The sequence below is a fragment of the Cohnella sp. genome, from assembly GCF_041641335.1.
GTDB lineage: Bacteria > Bacillota > Bacilli > Paenibacillales > Paenibacillaceae > Cohnella.
On the sequence record NZ_JBEPYQ010000146.1, the window covers coordinates 1 to 12,370 of the forward strand.

11 protein-coding genes are annotated in these 12,370 nt (G+C 60.3%); 10 read left to right on the forward strand and 1 reads right to left on the reverse strand.

The genetic code is table 11. The features are described 5' to 3' along the window. Positions 1–133: 133 nt before the first annotated feature. From ACESLM_RS29245 to ACESLM_RS29285, 9 genes are all read left to right on the forward strand, one after another. The gene (locus ACESLM_RS29245) at positions 134–1,126 is read left to right on the forward strand and encodes an aldo/keto reductase (protein WP_372637946.1); all 993 of its coding nucleotides are present in this window, start codon (positions 134–136) and stop codon (positions 1,124–1,126) included. A gap of 142 nt (positions 1,127–1,268) precedes the next feature. Further along, complete coding sequence (locus ACESLM_RS29250; protein WP_372637949.1) at positions 1,269–1,640, forward strand: GntR family transcriptional regulator; 372 nt, start codon at positions 1,269–1,271, stop codon at positions 1,638–1,640. A gap of 54 nt (positions 1,641–1,694) precedes the next feature. Beyond that, positions 1,695–2,468, forward strand: coding sequence for a hypothetical protein (locus tag ACESLM_RS29255; protein WP_372637952.1), 774 nt, complete (start codon positions 1,695–1,697; stop codon positions 2,466–2,468). 28 nt (positions 2,469–2,496) lie between these two features. Continuing rightward, a complete protein-coding gene (locus tag ACESLM_RS29260; RefSeq protein ID WP_372637955.1) occupies positions 2,497–3,804 on the forward strand; it encodes a hypothetical protein in 1,308 nt (435 codons plus the stop codon). A 38-nt stretch (positions 3,805–3,842) separates the two neighbouring features. Continuing rightward, positions 3,843–4,547, forward strand: a complete 705-nt coding sequence (locus ACESLM_RS29265) for an ATP-binding cassette domain-containing protein (protein WP_372637957.1) — start codon at positions 3,843–3,845, stop codon at positions 4,545–4,547. Between the two features lie 65 nt (positions 4,548–4,612). Further along, positions 4,613–5,719 carry a glycosyltransferase gene (locus ACESLM_RS29270; RefSeq protein WP_372637975.1) on the forward strand — a complete coding sequence of 369 codons (1,107 nt, stop codon included), beginning with the start codon at positions 4,613–4,615 and terminating at the stop codon, positions 5,717–5,719. Next, positions 5,719–6,348, forward strand: a complete 630-nt coding sequence (locus tag ACESLM_RS29275) for a glycerol-3-phosphate acyltransferase (RefSeq protein ID WP_372637960.1) — start codon at positions 5,719–5,721, stop codon at positions 6,346–6,348. Before ACESLM_RS29270 ends, ACESLM_RS29275 begins: the two co-directional genes overlap by 1 nt. Positions 6,349–6,496: 148 nt before the next feature. Further along, on the forward strand, positions 6,497–8,497 hold the full coding sequence (locus tag ACESLM_RS29280) for a sensor histidine kinase (protein WP_372637963.1): 2,001 nt from the start codon (positions 6,497–6,499) through the stop codon (positions 8,495–8,497). Between the two features lie 16 nt (positions 8,498–8,513). Next, positions 8,514–9,419: a phosphotransferase family protein gene (locus ACESLM_RS29285; protein ID WP_372637966.1), complete on the forward strand. Its 906-nt coding sequence runs from the start codon at positions 8,514–8,516 to the stop codon at positions 9,417–9,419. Here the strand turns inward: ACESLM_RS29285 and ACESLM_RS29290 are convergent. Then, positions 9,400–10,299: a helix-turn-helix transcriptional regulator gene (locus tag ACESLM_RS29290; RefSeq protein WP_372637969.1), complete on the reverse strand. Its 900-nt coding sequence runs from the start codon at positions 10,297–10,299 to the stop codon at positions 9,400–9,402. The two genes, ACESLM_RS29285 and ACESLM_RS29290, sit on opposite strands and share 20 nt — an antisense overlap. A 149-nt stretch (positions 10,300–10,448) precedes the next feature. Here ACESLM_RS29290 and ACESLM_RS29295 point away from each other — a divergent pair, with 149 nt between their 5' ends. Beyond that, entirely contained in the window at positions 10,449–12,341 is a 1,893-nt protein-coding gene (locus ACESLM_RS29295; RefSeq protein ID WP_372637972.1) for a beta-L-arabinofuranosidase domain-containing protein, read from the forward strand. The last annotated feature ends 29 nt before the right edge of the window (positions 12,342–12,370 follow it).

Here is a 12,370-nt window from a genome sequence, read left to right on the forward strand (position 1 = left end):
TGTTCGCATATTTACTTGCAAACAACAAATCCTAATACACCGATTCATCCCCCACCTACACGCTCACTACGTGAGTAAGGTAGTTTAGAGGCCGGGGACTTCTCGGCATTGCGTTAAAAGGAGGAGTTATCGCATGAAGTTCGCCTATTTGGGCAGAACCGGGATGAAGGTCAGCCGTCTGTGTCTGGGCACGATGAATTTCGGCCCCCGCACCGACGAGAAGGAAGCGTTCGCCATTATGGACAGGGCGCTGGAGGCGGGCGTCAATTTCTTCGATACCGCCAACGTCTACGGCCGGGGCGACAACGGTCACAGCGGCTGGACGGAGGAAATTATGGGCCGCTGGTTCGCGCAAGGCGGCGGCAGGCGCGAGAAGGTCGTGCTGGCCACCAAGGTCTACGGAGACATGAACGACGAGAACGACGGGCCTAACGAACCGCGCGGCCTCTCGGCTTACAAGATTCGCAGGCATATCGAAGGGTCGCTGAGACGTCTTCAGACCGATCGCATCGAGCTGTACCAGATGCACCATATCGAGCGGCACGCTCCGTGGGAGGAAATCTGGGGCGCGTTCGAGGGGCTGGTCGATCAGGGCAAGGCGTATTACATCGGCTCGAGCAATTTCGGCGCGCGGCATCTCGCCTATGCCCAGGCAGCCGCCGAGAAGCGAAATTTCCTGGGCCTCGTATCCGAGCAGCACAAGTACCATCTGATGTGCCGGCTGCCGGAGCTTGAGGTGCTGCCCGCCGCGCAGGAGCTCGGCCTTGGCGTTATCCCGTGGAGTCCGCTGGGCGGGGGCTTGCTCAGCGGAAATGTGCTTAATCCCGCCGGAGGCGGCGCTAGATCCGGCCAAGCGGCGGCGAATTTGACCGAAACCCAGCGCGCGCAGCTGGAAGCCTACGGCAAGCTGTGCGCCGAGCTCGGCGAGAGCGAATCGAACGTCGCCTTGGCCTGGCTCCTGGCCAACCCCGCGGTAACGGCGCCGATTATCGGGCCCCGAACGTTGGCTCAGTTCGAGGATACGCTGAGGGCCGTCGAGATCGAACTATCGAGTGAAGCGTTGGTCAAGCTCGACGAGATTTTCCCCGGCCCGGGCGGCGAGGCTCCCGAAGCTTACGCTTGGTAAGCCGATCCGTTTGCGCCCGCGCACGCCGTTCTTTCTCCGACTGGGGGGAAGGACGGCTTTTTTTCTGTACACTTGCCCGATTGACAGAATCATTGTACTAGTGTAATAATACAAGTGACTTTCAAGGCAGGTGAGAGTGGGCGTGCTGAACTTTTACGAGCTGAAGCTGAATAACAAGGACCCCGTCTACTTGCAGGCGGCGCTGTACGTGAAGCGGCAAATTTTGCTGCGCAAGGCGGTATCCGGCGACAAGCTGCCCTCCAGACGAGAGGTTGCGGCTCAGCTCAGCATTAACCCGAATACGGTGCAGAAGGCGTTTAAGCTCATGGAAGACGAAGGCTTCGTGCGCACGAGCAGCACGCTGGGCAGCGTCGTCTACGTGGACGACGCCATTTTCCGCCGGATCGAGGAGGAATTGACCCGGGAATTGGTTCAATCGTTCGTCGAATCGGCCAAGGAAATCCATCTGTCGTTCAAGACGGTCGTCGAGCTGATCAGCGAGCATTGGGAGTAATTTTTTTGCGGTGATTGTACTAATCCTATAATACAAGTAAGGGGCTGCAAAGCGATGAAGGGCTTCTATCGTCTGCTTAATTTTGAATTTGCCAAGTGGCTGGCGTTCATCGCGGCGGTATGCGCCGTTGCGATATTCGCGCCGCCGATTATGCTGCACCGCCAATTGAAGCACTACAGCGAATACGCGGTGAACGAGCGGTTCGAAGAGGTGTACGCTTCTTCCGGAAGCGTCTTGCTGTTTTTGATATTGTTTGCGCTCGTATGCGCCTTTTTCCTGATTACGGTATACGCAGACTACTGGGGCAGCAAAAGCGTCTATACGTACTTGACGCTTCCGGTCCGTCGAGAGGCGCTGTACTTCAGCAAGGCGGCCGCGTTGGTGATCGGCCTGCTCCTGCTGCTGACCGCCCAATTGATCGGCATCCGGCTCGGCTACAGCCTCTACGAGAGCAAGATCGCCGGTTACGGAGACGGGCAGTTCGTCATGCGCAACGGCTATTTTCTGGCGATGGTTCGCTCCGAGTTTTTCCGTTTGCTGCTGCCGCTGAGCTTTAGCCGAATGCTGTCCTCCCTGGGCTTGCTTCTCGTCACCGCGACCGGGCTGTACTACGTGGCGCTTTGCGAGCGCAGCCGCAAATATTCGGGCTTCGTCGTCGTTGCGGCCGCGGCGTGGCTCGGCATTCGGGTGCTCGGATATCGCCTTAACGAAACGAGCCATTATGGTGAACCTACGGGGCTTTACATGAGCACTGTCCTGCTGTTCGCTCTTAGCGGGTACTTCGTCTGGCACGGCCTGAGACTCGTCCGCAGAGGGGCGATCGCGTAAAGCGCGAGCAGAAGGGAGGAAACAGGGAATGGATAAAATCAAACGTCATGCCGCTCTGCCCGCGCTGGCCGCGGCGATCGCGATCTTCGTCGCGCTGACGGCGTCGACCTACCAAGCGAAAGACAACGGAACGTTCGAGGTGCGCGATCTGATCGGCAGCCGCGAGGCGATAGGGGATGTCGCGATCCGCGGAGAGCTGAGGGACGGGGTTCACCGGACGCGCTTCCGCATAGAAGAGGGGCGGATGCGCGCCGATACGGAGCTTTTCGAGCAACCGAAGCAGGCTGACTTCTATCGCTACGTGCCGGGCAATTCCTTACGCTCGGGAGGGATGGAATACAGCGTTCAGAATACGATCTCGCTGCATACGATCCAGTCGAGAAGATTGACGGACCAGGGCTACTCGATTCCGGTCGGCTCGGCAGAGGTCGTTCCGCCTCCCATACGCCGCGATTCTGACGATCCGAATGAAGGCTTCCGTCTAGCGAATCCGCCCGAATACGGACTGGCCCGAATCGGGGACAGCGTGTACTACACCGTTCCCGTCTCGTCGCGGTTTGTCGGCGCAAGCGCCATTTACGAGCTTAAATTTTACCAGTGGGGGTTTCGGTCGGCGATCGATCCGAAAGATTACGCCCCCCGCAAGCTCGCGGATCTTCCTCTCGACGCGAATGAATCCGGTCAAGGAACGGGAATCGAGATTCTCGGCCTGGAGGCGGTGGGAGACCGTCTGGCTCTGATCTTCGCCGAGAACGGAGCGCTTCATGTTCGAAGCTATGACGTTCGCACCGGAGAGCCGCTTGGAGAGGCGACCGTCCCGGAGTTCCGTTTGCCCGCGCGCGAAGGCGATTCCGGAGCGTCCGGCGTTGCCTCGTTCTACGAGGGCTACGAAGCCTACCCGGACCACGAGCGGTCGACGCTGACGCTGAACTTCCGCCGCGGCTCGTCGGTTGCCGATCGAATCGACATGACGGCGCTCAGCTTCGGCTTCGCGGGCGGAGTGGAGCTTGCGGACCGGACCGACCTGGCGTTCTCCGACGGGGAAGAAGATACGCACAGCGGAATCTCCCTCCTGAGCTACCGGGACGGCAAGCTGTACGCGATCCGATCGTATCGAGGGCCGGAGACGGAGCAGCCTCGCGCCTTGTTCGACATCGTGCGCCCCAAGCATCTGTACGCGTACGTCTATGAGCAATCCAAGCTGATCTACAAGGGCGAGATCGTAACCGACTGGAACGAGGACAACATCCGGGTCTACAACCAGTCTCCGTATCAAGGCAGTTTCGGCTACGACCAGACGGATTACAGATATTTTACGAACGTTGTTATCGAATAAAGCATGCGAAGCATCGGGGAAGCCGAGGAGGAATGACCGTGATCGAGTTGAAATACGTGGATAAACGCTACCCGACGAGCAACGCCCTGCTGTACGTCCAAGAGCTGAAGATCGGTAAGGGAGAGGTCGTCGGCATTCTGGGCGAGAACGGGAGCGGGAAAACGACGCTGCTCAAGGCGATCATGGGCATCGGCGAGCTCCAAAACGGCGAAATCACGATTGAAGGGCAGCCCGTCGTCAGGCAGTATGAGCGGATGGCGTTCATTTCCGAGGAAGGCGGCTTCCTCCCGAACAAGACGCCGTTGGAATACGCAGATTTTCTGTCCGCCTTCTTCCCCAGGTTCGATCGGCCGTATTTCGAGCAGCTGCTGGATCGGTTCGAGCTGCCGACCCGCCGCAAAGCGCGTACGTTCTCCAAGGGGCAGAAAATGAAGCTGGAGATGAGCGCCGGTTTGGCCAAACGCCCCGATTATTTGCTGCTGGACGAACCGTTCGTCGGCAAGGACGTTTTTTCGCGGCGGGATTCGCTGAAGCTGATGATGTCCGGATTGAGAGGGGACGAGACCGTTCTGATCACCACCCATCTGATCGATGAGATCGAGAACGTCATCGACCGCGCCGTCGTCCTGAACAAGGGGCTGATCCGGGCGGACTTCCGCATCGACGATCTGCGGGAGGAAGGCAGAAGCTTGGCGGACGCCATGGAGGAAGTCCGGCAATCGAGTCCCTATTATCGCAATTAAGCCGTCTACGCTTATCCCTTCTCCTCATATATATGAAGAAATGAGGGGAGGCGGAGCGGGTGGTGATGTGGGGCTCGGTCTGGATCTGGATGGTCGTGTCGGTCGGATGCGCGTCCGGCTTCCTGCTATTTCGGCGCGTCAAGCTGCCCGTCTCCGGCAAGCCCGGCGCGGGAGACAAGCGGGTAACGGTTATTATTCCGGCGAGGAACGAGGAAAGCAATCTGCCGCATCTGTTAGATTCCTTAATGGAACAAACCGTGCGGCCGCATGAGATTATCGTCGTGGACGATCTCTCGACGGATCGCACGCGCGAGATCGCCGAGAGCTGCGGAGTTTCCGTCATTGCCGGGAGTCCGCTCCCCGAAGGCTGGACCGGCAAAAACTGGGCGGTATGGAACGGATACTTGCGCGCTTCCGGGGACATTCTCGTCTTCCTGGACGCCGACATCCGGCTCGCGCCGAACGCGCTGGCCTCCCTGCTTCGAGCCAGAGAGCGTTCCGGCGGCGTCGTGTCCGTCGTGCCGTATCACCGCACGCAGAAGCTGTACGAAAGATTGGCGCTCGTATTCAATCTGCTGGGCGCATTCGCGTTTACTTCCCCGTTCGAGAGAAACAATCCGAGGAAAGGGCTGTACGGCTCGTGCATCGTGGCAGCCCGGGAGGATTACGAGAAAATCGACGGCCACGAGAGCGTCAAATCCGAAGTGCTGGACGACCTGCTGCTCGGCTCGAAGTTTCGCGAAGCCGGCATTCCGACCGCGAACTATCTCGGATACCGCCTCGTTTCCTTTCGGATGTATCCGCAAGGCATCCGCAGCGAGATCGAGGGCTTCAGCAAGGGAGCCGTGCTGAGCACGTCTACGTTGAACCGCTGGACGGTCGTCTGCTCGGCGGCATGGACAGCGGGGCTTCTCGTGTCGGAGAGCGCGCTGCTGATGGTCTTTACGCCATGGGCGCTCCCGCTGGCGATTGGTTACGTCCTGTACACCGTTCAATTGCTCTATTTGATGCGATACGTCGGCTTTTTCGGCATCGTCGTGCCGCTGATTCATCCGCTGGCCGCCCTGTTTTTCCTCATCGTCATGCTGTATTCGCTCTATCAAGTCGCGGTGCTCGGGCGCGTCAGATGGAAGGGCAGAGACGTCCGGGTCGGAAGCGGGAGGAAACGGTAATGCCGCTGCTTCTGTGGACGGCCGCGGCGTTCCTGTCAGGCTCGCTCATGTTCTCCTACTGGCTCGGGCTTGCGGCGAAACATAATCTGAGCGGCGTCGGCGACGGCAATCCCGGCGCCCTGAACCTGTGGAAGGCGGCGGGATTCCGGCTCGGACTGGCCGGCATCGCCCTGGATTTCCTGAAGGGCTATTTGCCGCTTCTCTGGCTGAGCGGAACGGTTTACGCCCAAGGGTACGGCCTCGTTGCGCTGGCGGTCGCTCCGATCGCGGGGCATGCGTTCTCGCCGTTTCTGAGAGGCCGCGGAGGCAAGGCGATCGCGGTGTCGTTCGGAGTATGGAGCGCGATTACGGGGTTCGAGGCCGCGCTGGCCTACGCGGCGATCCTGGCTTTACTGAAGGCGATCGGCAGAACGCTTCGCGCGAACGGACCGAAATCTGCGGAATCGGACGGACTGCAAGTCGTCATCGGGATGGCGCTGCTGCCCGTCTTTTTATGGGCGGGGAAGTTCGAGGCGGCGATCTTGGGCGTGTGGCTCGGCAATTTTGTAATTCTCGTCTGCAAGCATCGGAAGGATTGGGCCTCCTGGTGGGGAAAAAGAAAGATTGGAGAGGCGGACGCGGATAACTAGCCTCGTTACATTTTGTCATACGTCTTGTCACTCCTGTCACCAATCGGGAGTTCTCCCGGATTCGGTCCGTTCGATATGCTAAGCTGTAATAGTTAAACCCAACTATAAAACGACGGCTATGCGGCCGTCGAAGGAGTGCCGTTCCCCGATGATTCGTCGACGCTTTTCCATGCTCATATGGTGTCTCGTTTGCGGTATCGTCGCCTGTACGTTTCTGCCGTCGCTGCTGGTGGAGCGGGAGAGCCGATTCGAAAGCCAGCGGGAGCCGTTCGTTGCGCTCGTGAAGTATTGGCAAATCCACTTCGGAGAGGAGCGCCCGGCGGAAGGGGAATGGAAGACGTTCTCCTCGGAGACGAGAGAGAGTTTGAGCGGATACCGGGGCACCGTATGGCTTCAGCGTCCCTTGCCCAAGCTTCCATGGCGTAATCCTTATCTCGTCTTCAGCAATATGGGGAGATTCGAAGTTTACTTGGACGACCGGATGGCGTATTCCTTTAATATGGACGGGGCTTTGCGCTACTTCAACTCGAACAGGGTGATGCATCCCGTACCCGTCAGTCCGCAGGACGAAGGGAAGACGCTGCTGATCCGCGCGGAATGGGACGGGCTGCCGTTGGTCGGTAACGATATGGCGTTGGCCGGGGAGCCGGATCAAATTTTCTACGCTCTGATGTTGGTCGAGATGAATTTCTTCGTCTATTCGGTATTGAGCCTGGCGATAGGCATAGCCGGATCGATCCTGTTCGTCCGCCGCAAGGAAGCGCTGTACGGCTGGTTTACGCTGTTCGGCCTGTCCATGGGACTGACGCTGCTGTTGATCTGCCGCCTGCCGCAATGGTTCGTCGATCTGAAGGAAGCCTATTATTGGAAGGAACTGCTCTCGCCGCTCGCCGTCTGGGCCAGCGTCGGAATATACGTCAACGCGCTTGGCGTGCCCAAGGGAAAAGCCGTCCGGACCGTGCACGCTCTCAACGCGTTAAACGTCGTTGCCTGCCTCGTTGCGGCGTTAACGGCGCCTTCGTTGTACCTGTCGTGGTCCGGTCTGGGCAACGCGGTCTCGGCGTGGATCGGCTTCGTCGTCGTGACCTTCTTCCTGTTCCGTTCTTCCCCTGCGACCGATGAAGGGGATATGGAACGCAGATGGATCGTTCGCGGGTACTGGACGTTTACCTTATGCGGCATCGCTTATCTTGCCATGTGGCTGATGCCGGGCTTGCTGACCGATTGGTTGAATTCGCGGACGTATTTGTACCGTATAATCGAGGGGCTGACTCCGAACAGCTTGTTTCTGTTCATGATCTGCATGGTGATGGTGGTCGTCGGCCGCGTTCGTCGCGTTCATCAGGAATCCGAGCGCAACGCCTCCGAGCTAGGGGAGAAAAACAAGGAGCTCGAGCAGTTCCACCACAATCTGGAACGGCTTGTGGAGCGGCGCACGGCCGAACTGGAGCAGGCTAACCGAACCCTCTCGATGACGCTGCGGGAGAAGGCGGAGACGCTTGCGCATCTCTCGGTGCTGGAGGAGCGCAACCGCATCGCTTACGAGATGCACGATGTCGTCGGACATACGCTTACGGCGGCGATCGTGCAATTGGAGGCGACGAAGCGGCTGTCCGGCGCGGACGGCAGCGTGCCGCAGGAGAAGCTGGACCTGCTCGACGAGCTGGTGCGGAAAGGGCTGAACGACATTCGAAGCACGGTCAGACTGCTGGCGTCGGGAGAGGAGGAAACGCTCCCTCTGCCCGCCCTGCTTGACGAATTGATTCGTTTCGCCGAGGATACGATGGAAATTGAGGTCGAAGAGAAAATCCAGCTGCCTGCGGGTTTTACGCTGGGCAAGCTTGCGGACAACGTGCTCTACCATGCGCTTCAGGAAGGGCTCACGAACGGAATTCGGCATGGCGGCAGCAGCAGGTTTCGGTTTGCGCTGCGGGTAGAGGAGCAAGCGCTGGTCTTCCTTCTTATCAGCGACGGCGAGCCGTTCTCCGCTTCGGAACCCGGGTTCGGACTCGCTTCGATGAGGGAAAGGGTGGAATTGCTCGACGGAGAGATGACGATTCGGGCCGGGGCGGCGGCGGACGGCTCGCCGTCGGGTTGCGAGCTTCGCATTCGCCTCGCTTTGGACGGGACATTGAAAGACAATGGTTAGCGAGAGAAGGTTAACGATGAGAGAGTCACTGCAGGCGATCGCTTTGAAGATAACGCCGGGAGCCCGGCTGCTGCGCGCACGGGAATTGCCAGGGGGAATGTCCGCGCAGGTCGTTGGCCTTGAGCTGGAGATGGCCGACGGCAGCACGCGGAAGATCGTCGTTCGTCAGCACGGACAAGCCGACCTCGCGCGCGATCCGCGCATCGCCGCGCACGAATTTCGGCTGCTTCAATGGCTGCGCGCGGCGGGAGCGCCCGTGCCCGAGCCGTACGGATACGACGAATCGGGCGAGACGCTGCCTACGCCTTATGTTGCGATCGAATACGTCGAGCATGAACGGGAATACGTTCCGGCAGACAACAGCGAGTATGCTCGCCGAATGGCGGAAGCTCTGGCCGCGATACATCGGTCCGACGCCGGCTTGGAGGAGCTGGCGTTCCTTCCGCGGCAGGACGAGCTGGTCGCGGAGCGGGTGGCCGCCAGGCCGGATCGGCTCGACGAATCGTTGAGCGAAGGCCGCATCAGGGATACGCTGGAGCGGGCATGGCCACCGGCGCAGAGCAACCGGACCGCGCTGCTTCACGGGGATTTCTGGCCAGGCAACGTCCTCTGGAACGGAAGCCGGCTGGCTGCCGTCATCGACTGGGAGGATGCCGCCCTGGGAGATCCTCTGGCGGATCTCGGCAATGCGAGACTGGAGATGCTGTGGGCTTACGGGGAAGAGGCGATGGAAGAGCTGACGGCGCGATACCTCTCGCTGGCGGGCGGAATGGATGCCGGGAATCTTCCCGTCTGGGATCTGTACGCCGCGCTGAAGCCGGCTTCGCGACTGTCCGATTGGGGGTTGGAGCCATCCGTCGAAAGGGCGATGCGGGAGAAGCACCGCCGGTTCGTGGACAGAGCTATGGACAAGCTTCGTTAGCCGATGCGTGAGGGGCTTTATACGGTCGGCGGAATCTCATGCGGAACGCCTTCGGAGTCGTGCCGGCGAGCCGGCCGAAGCAGCGCACGAAATGCGGAAAAGACCCGAAACCGACGTTCTCGGCGATCGATCCGACCGCGTCGTCCGTATCGACGAGCAGCCGTTTGGCCTGCTCGATCCGGTAGCGGGTCAAGTAGTCGAGCGGCGTGCAGCCGTAAGCGCGCTTCATGCAGAGCGAAATATAGTTGGCGTGGAAATGCAATTCATCCGACATCGTTTTGTAGGTGAACGTCTCCCGAAAATGGCGGCGCAAAAATGCGGCCGCTTCTTCGGCGATCGCCAAATACGAGCCTCCTGCCGGGAGGCTCGTTTCTTCGTGAAGCTGCAGCAGCAGCTCCTGGAAGAGCAGCTGCCGTCTCCAATGGGAGGCAGCGGACATCTCCGCTTGCAGCGCGAGCAGCCGGCGCAGCCGCGAATAAGCGGCATCCGGCGATTGCAGCATGCCGGACTGCGGCAAATAATGCGCGAACGGAACGAGGGTGGAGTACCCGCTCTCGGAGAGCTGCGGCAGACTCGCGGGATTCGCCGGGTCCGACTCTCGCCAGTCTCCGAGCGTCTGGAAGTGGAGCCAGTAGAAATGGGTTTCCTCTCGGCAAGGCTCCGTCGTCCGGTGGGCGCGGTCCGGGCGCAGCAGGCCGAAGCCTCCAGCCGGCACGACTACGGGAAGATCGTCTTCCGCCATGTACAGGCCGCCGCGGGTGACGACCAGCAGATCGAACACGCCGATGCCGGAGCGGTCCGCATGCTTGCCTCCGGCGAGATATGTATCTTCGCCGCACGTAGTGAAATGCGGCAAGGGCGGAGCGATGAATTGCAGCATTCGAATGCCTCCGTTCGCGGATTGTCTTTCTAGTATAGCGAAGTTGCGATCCGACAAAAAGTGTGTGAGTTAGGCTATCGGAGAATAGGCTCCACAGTGCTATATTCGGAGGGAGAGAACCTACTATACGAATAAGCGAGGTATTCATAATGAGCAAACGGCATGCGGCATTCGAAGCGCTCCCTCTCGGGGCGATCAAGCCGGAGCAGTGGCTTCGGGATCAACTGCGGATTCAGGCGGACGGGCTGACGGGGCATCTGGAAGAGCACTGGGCGGACGTCGGGCCCGACAACGGCTGGATCGGCGGCAAGGGCGAGAGCTGGGAGCGAGGGCCGTACTACTTGGACGGTTTGCTTCCGCTGGCTTATTTGCTGGAGGACGAAGGTCTGATCGTCAAGGCGAAGCGCTGGGTGGAATGGTCGCTGGCGAGCCAGCGAGAGGACGGCTCGTTCGGTCCGGAGAGCATCGAGACGGTCAACGGAGACGTCGACAAAAAGCAGGATTGGTGGCATTACATGATCATGCTGAAGGTGCTGACGCAATACGGGGAGGCGACGGGGGACGAGCGAATCGTTCCGTTCCTGACTTCGTATTTCCGGTACGTGCGCAGCCGGATCGAGGAGCATCCGCTGCGCGGCTGGGCGGAGGCGCGCGGCATGGAGATGCTGCTGTCGATCCAGTGGCTCTATCGGAAAACCGGGGACGAGAGTCTCCTGGAGCTGGCGAGCCTCGTGTCGGATCAGACGACCGGCTGGACGGACGTGTTCCGCGATTTTCCGTTCTGGCGCAAGGTGGAGCAATGGGATTGGAAAACGCATGTCGTGAACGTGGCAATGGGCATCAAGGCGCCCGGCGTTCTGTACGAGCTGACCGGCGATCCCCGGGAGCTGGAAGCGGTGCATCGCGGCATCGACAGCCTGATGACGCATCATGGACAGGCCCACGGCATGTTCTCGGGAGACGAGTGGCTGTCGGGAACCCATCCGAGCCAAGGCGTGGAGCTGTGCGCCGTCGTAGAGTACATGTTCTCCATGGAGCAGCTGACAAGAGTATTCGGAGAAGGGCGCTTCGGCGACATTCTGGAGAAGGTGGCGTTTAACGCCTTGCCGGCGACAATCTCCAAGGACTGGACGTCCCACCAATACGACCAGCAGGTGAACCAGATCGTCTGCAACGTGGCGCCCCGCGCTTGGAGCAACGGCGCCGAGGCCAATCTGTTCGGCCTGGAGCCCAACTTCGGCTGCTGCACGGCGAACATGCACCAGGGCTGGCCCAAGCTGGCTTCGCATCTGTGGATGCGGGACGGCGAAGGCGGCCTGGCGGCGGTGTCGTATGCGCCTTGCACGGTAACGGCGCAAATCGGAACGGGCGGCGCGGCAGCCGAAGCGACGTTGAAGGTTCGCGGCAACTATCCGTTCCGCGAGACGGTGGATATCGAGCTGACGCTCGACCGCCCGGCCGAATTCGGCCTTTCGCTGCGCATTCCCGAATGGTGCGAGCGGCCGGTCGTGACCGTGAACGGGGAAGAAGCGGCGCTGACGCTCGAGCGAGGCTATGCCAAGCTTAGCCGAGAATGGTCCGACGGGGACAGACTGACGCTGCTTCTGCCGATGAAGGTCAAGACCGTTGCCCGCAATCTGCTCGCCGTCAGCGTGGAGCGGGGACCGCTCGTGTACGCCCTGCCGATTCAGGAGAACTGGCAGCTTCTGCAGCAGAGGGAGAAGTTCCACGATTGGGAAGTGTATCCCGGCTCCCCGTGGAAATACGGATTGCTCGCGGACAACGAGTACGAGATCAGCTTTGACGACGTCGCCTACCAGCCTTTCGACGCGAGCCATCCCCCCGTACGATTGAAGGCGAAGGGACGGCTGGTGCGCGATTGGAAGATGGAAGGCAACAACGCCGGAACCCCTCCGCTGCATCCGAACGTCTCCGGCCAGCCGGACGCGGACCTTGAGCTCGTGCCGTACGGCGGCGCGAAGCTGCGCATCGCGGAGTTCCCGACGATCGGCCATCCGCTCGAAGCGAGACGGCATATGTAGAACCAATCCCTCTGGCAGTCGCTGCCGCG

Coding starts and splice junctions, on each gene's coding strand:
- ACESLM_RS29245 (WP_372637946.1), top strand. CDS start 134: ATGAAGTTCGCCTATTTGGGCAGAACCGGGATGAAGGTCAGCCGTCTG.
- ACESLM_RS29255 (WP_372637952.1), top strand. CDS start 1,695: ATGAAGGGCTTCTATCGTCTGCTTAATTTTGAATTTGCCAAGTGGCTG.
- ACESLM_RS29260 (WP_372637955.1), top strand. CDS start 2,497: ATGGATAAAATCAAACGTCATGCCGCTCTGCCCGCGCTGGCCGCGGCG.
- ACESLM_RS29270 (WP_372637975.1), top strand. CDS start 4,613: ATGTGGGGCTCGGTCTGGATCTGGATGGTCGTGTCGGTCGGATGCGCG.
- ACESLM_RS29275 (WP_372637960.1), top strand. CDS start 5,719: ATGCCGCTGCTTCTGTGGACGGCCGCGGCGTTCCTGTCAGGCTCGCTC.
- ACESLM_RS29280 (WP_372637963.1), top strand. CDS start 6,497: ATGATTCGTCGACGCTTTTCCATGCTCATATGGTGTCTCGTTTGCGGT.
- ACESLM_RS29285 (WP_372637966.1), top strand. CDS start 8,514: ATGAGAGAGTCACTGCAGGCGATCGCTTTGAAGATAACGCCGGGAGCC.
- ACESLM_RS29290 (WP_372637969.1), bottom strand. CDS start 10,299: ATGCTGCAATTCATCGCTCCGCCCTTGCCGCATTTCACTACGTGCGGC.
- ACESLM_RS29295 (WP_372637972.1), top strand. CDS start 10,449: ATGAGCAAACGGCATGCGGCATTCGAAGCGCTCCCTCTCGGGGCGATC.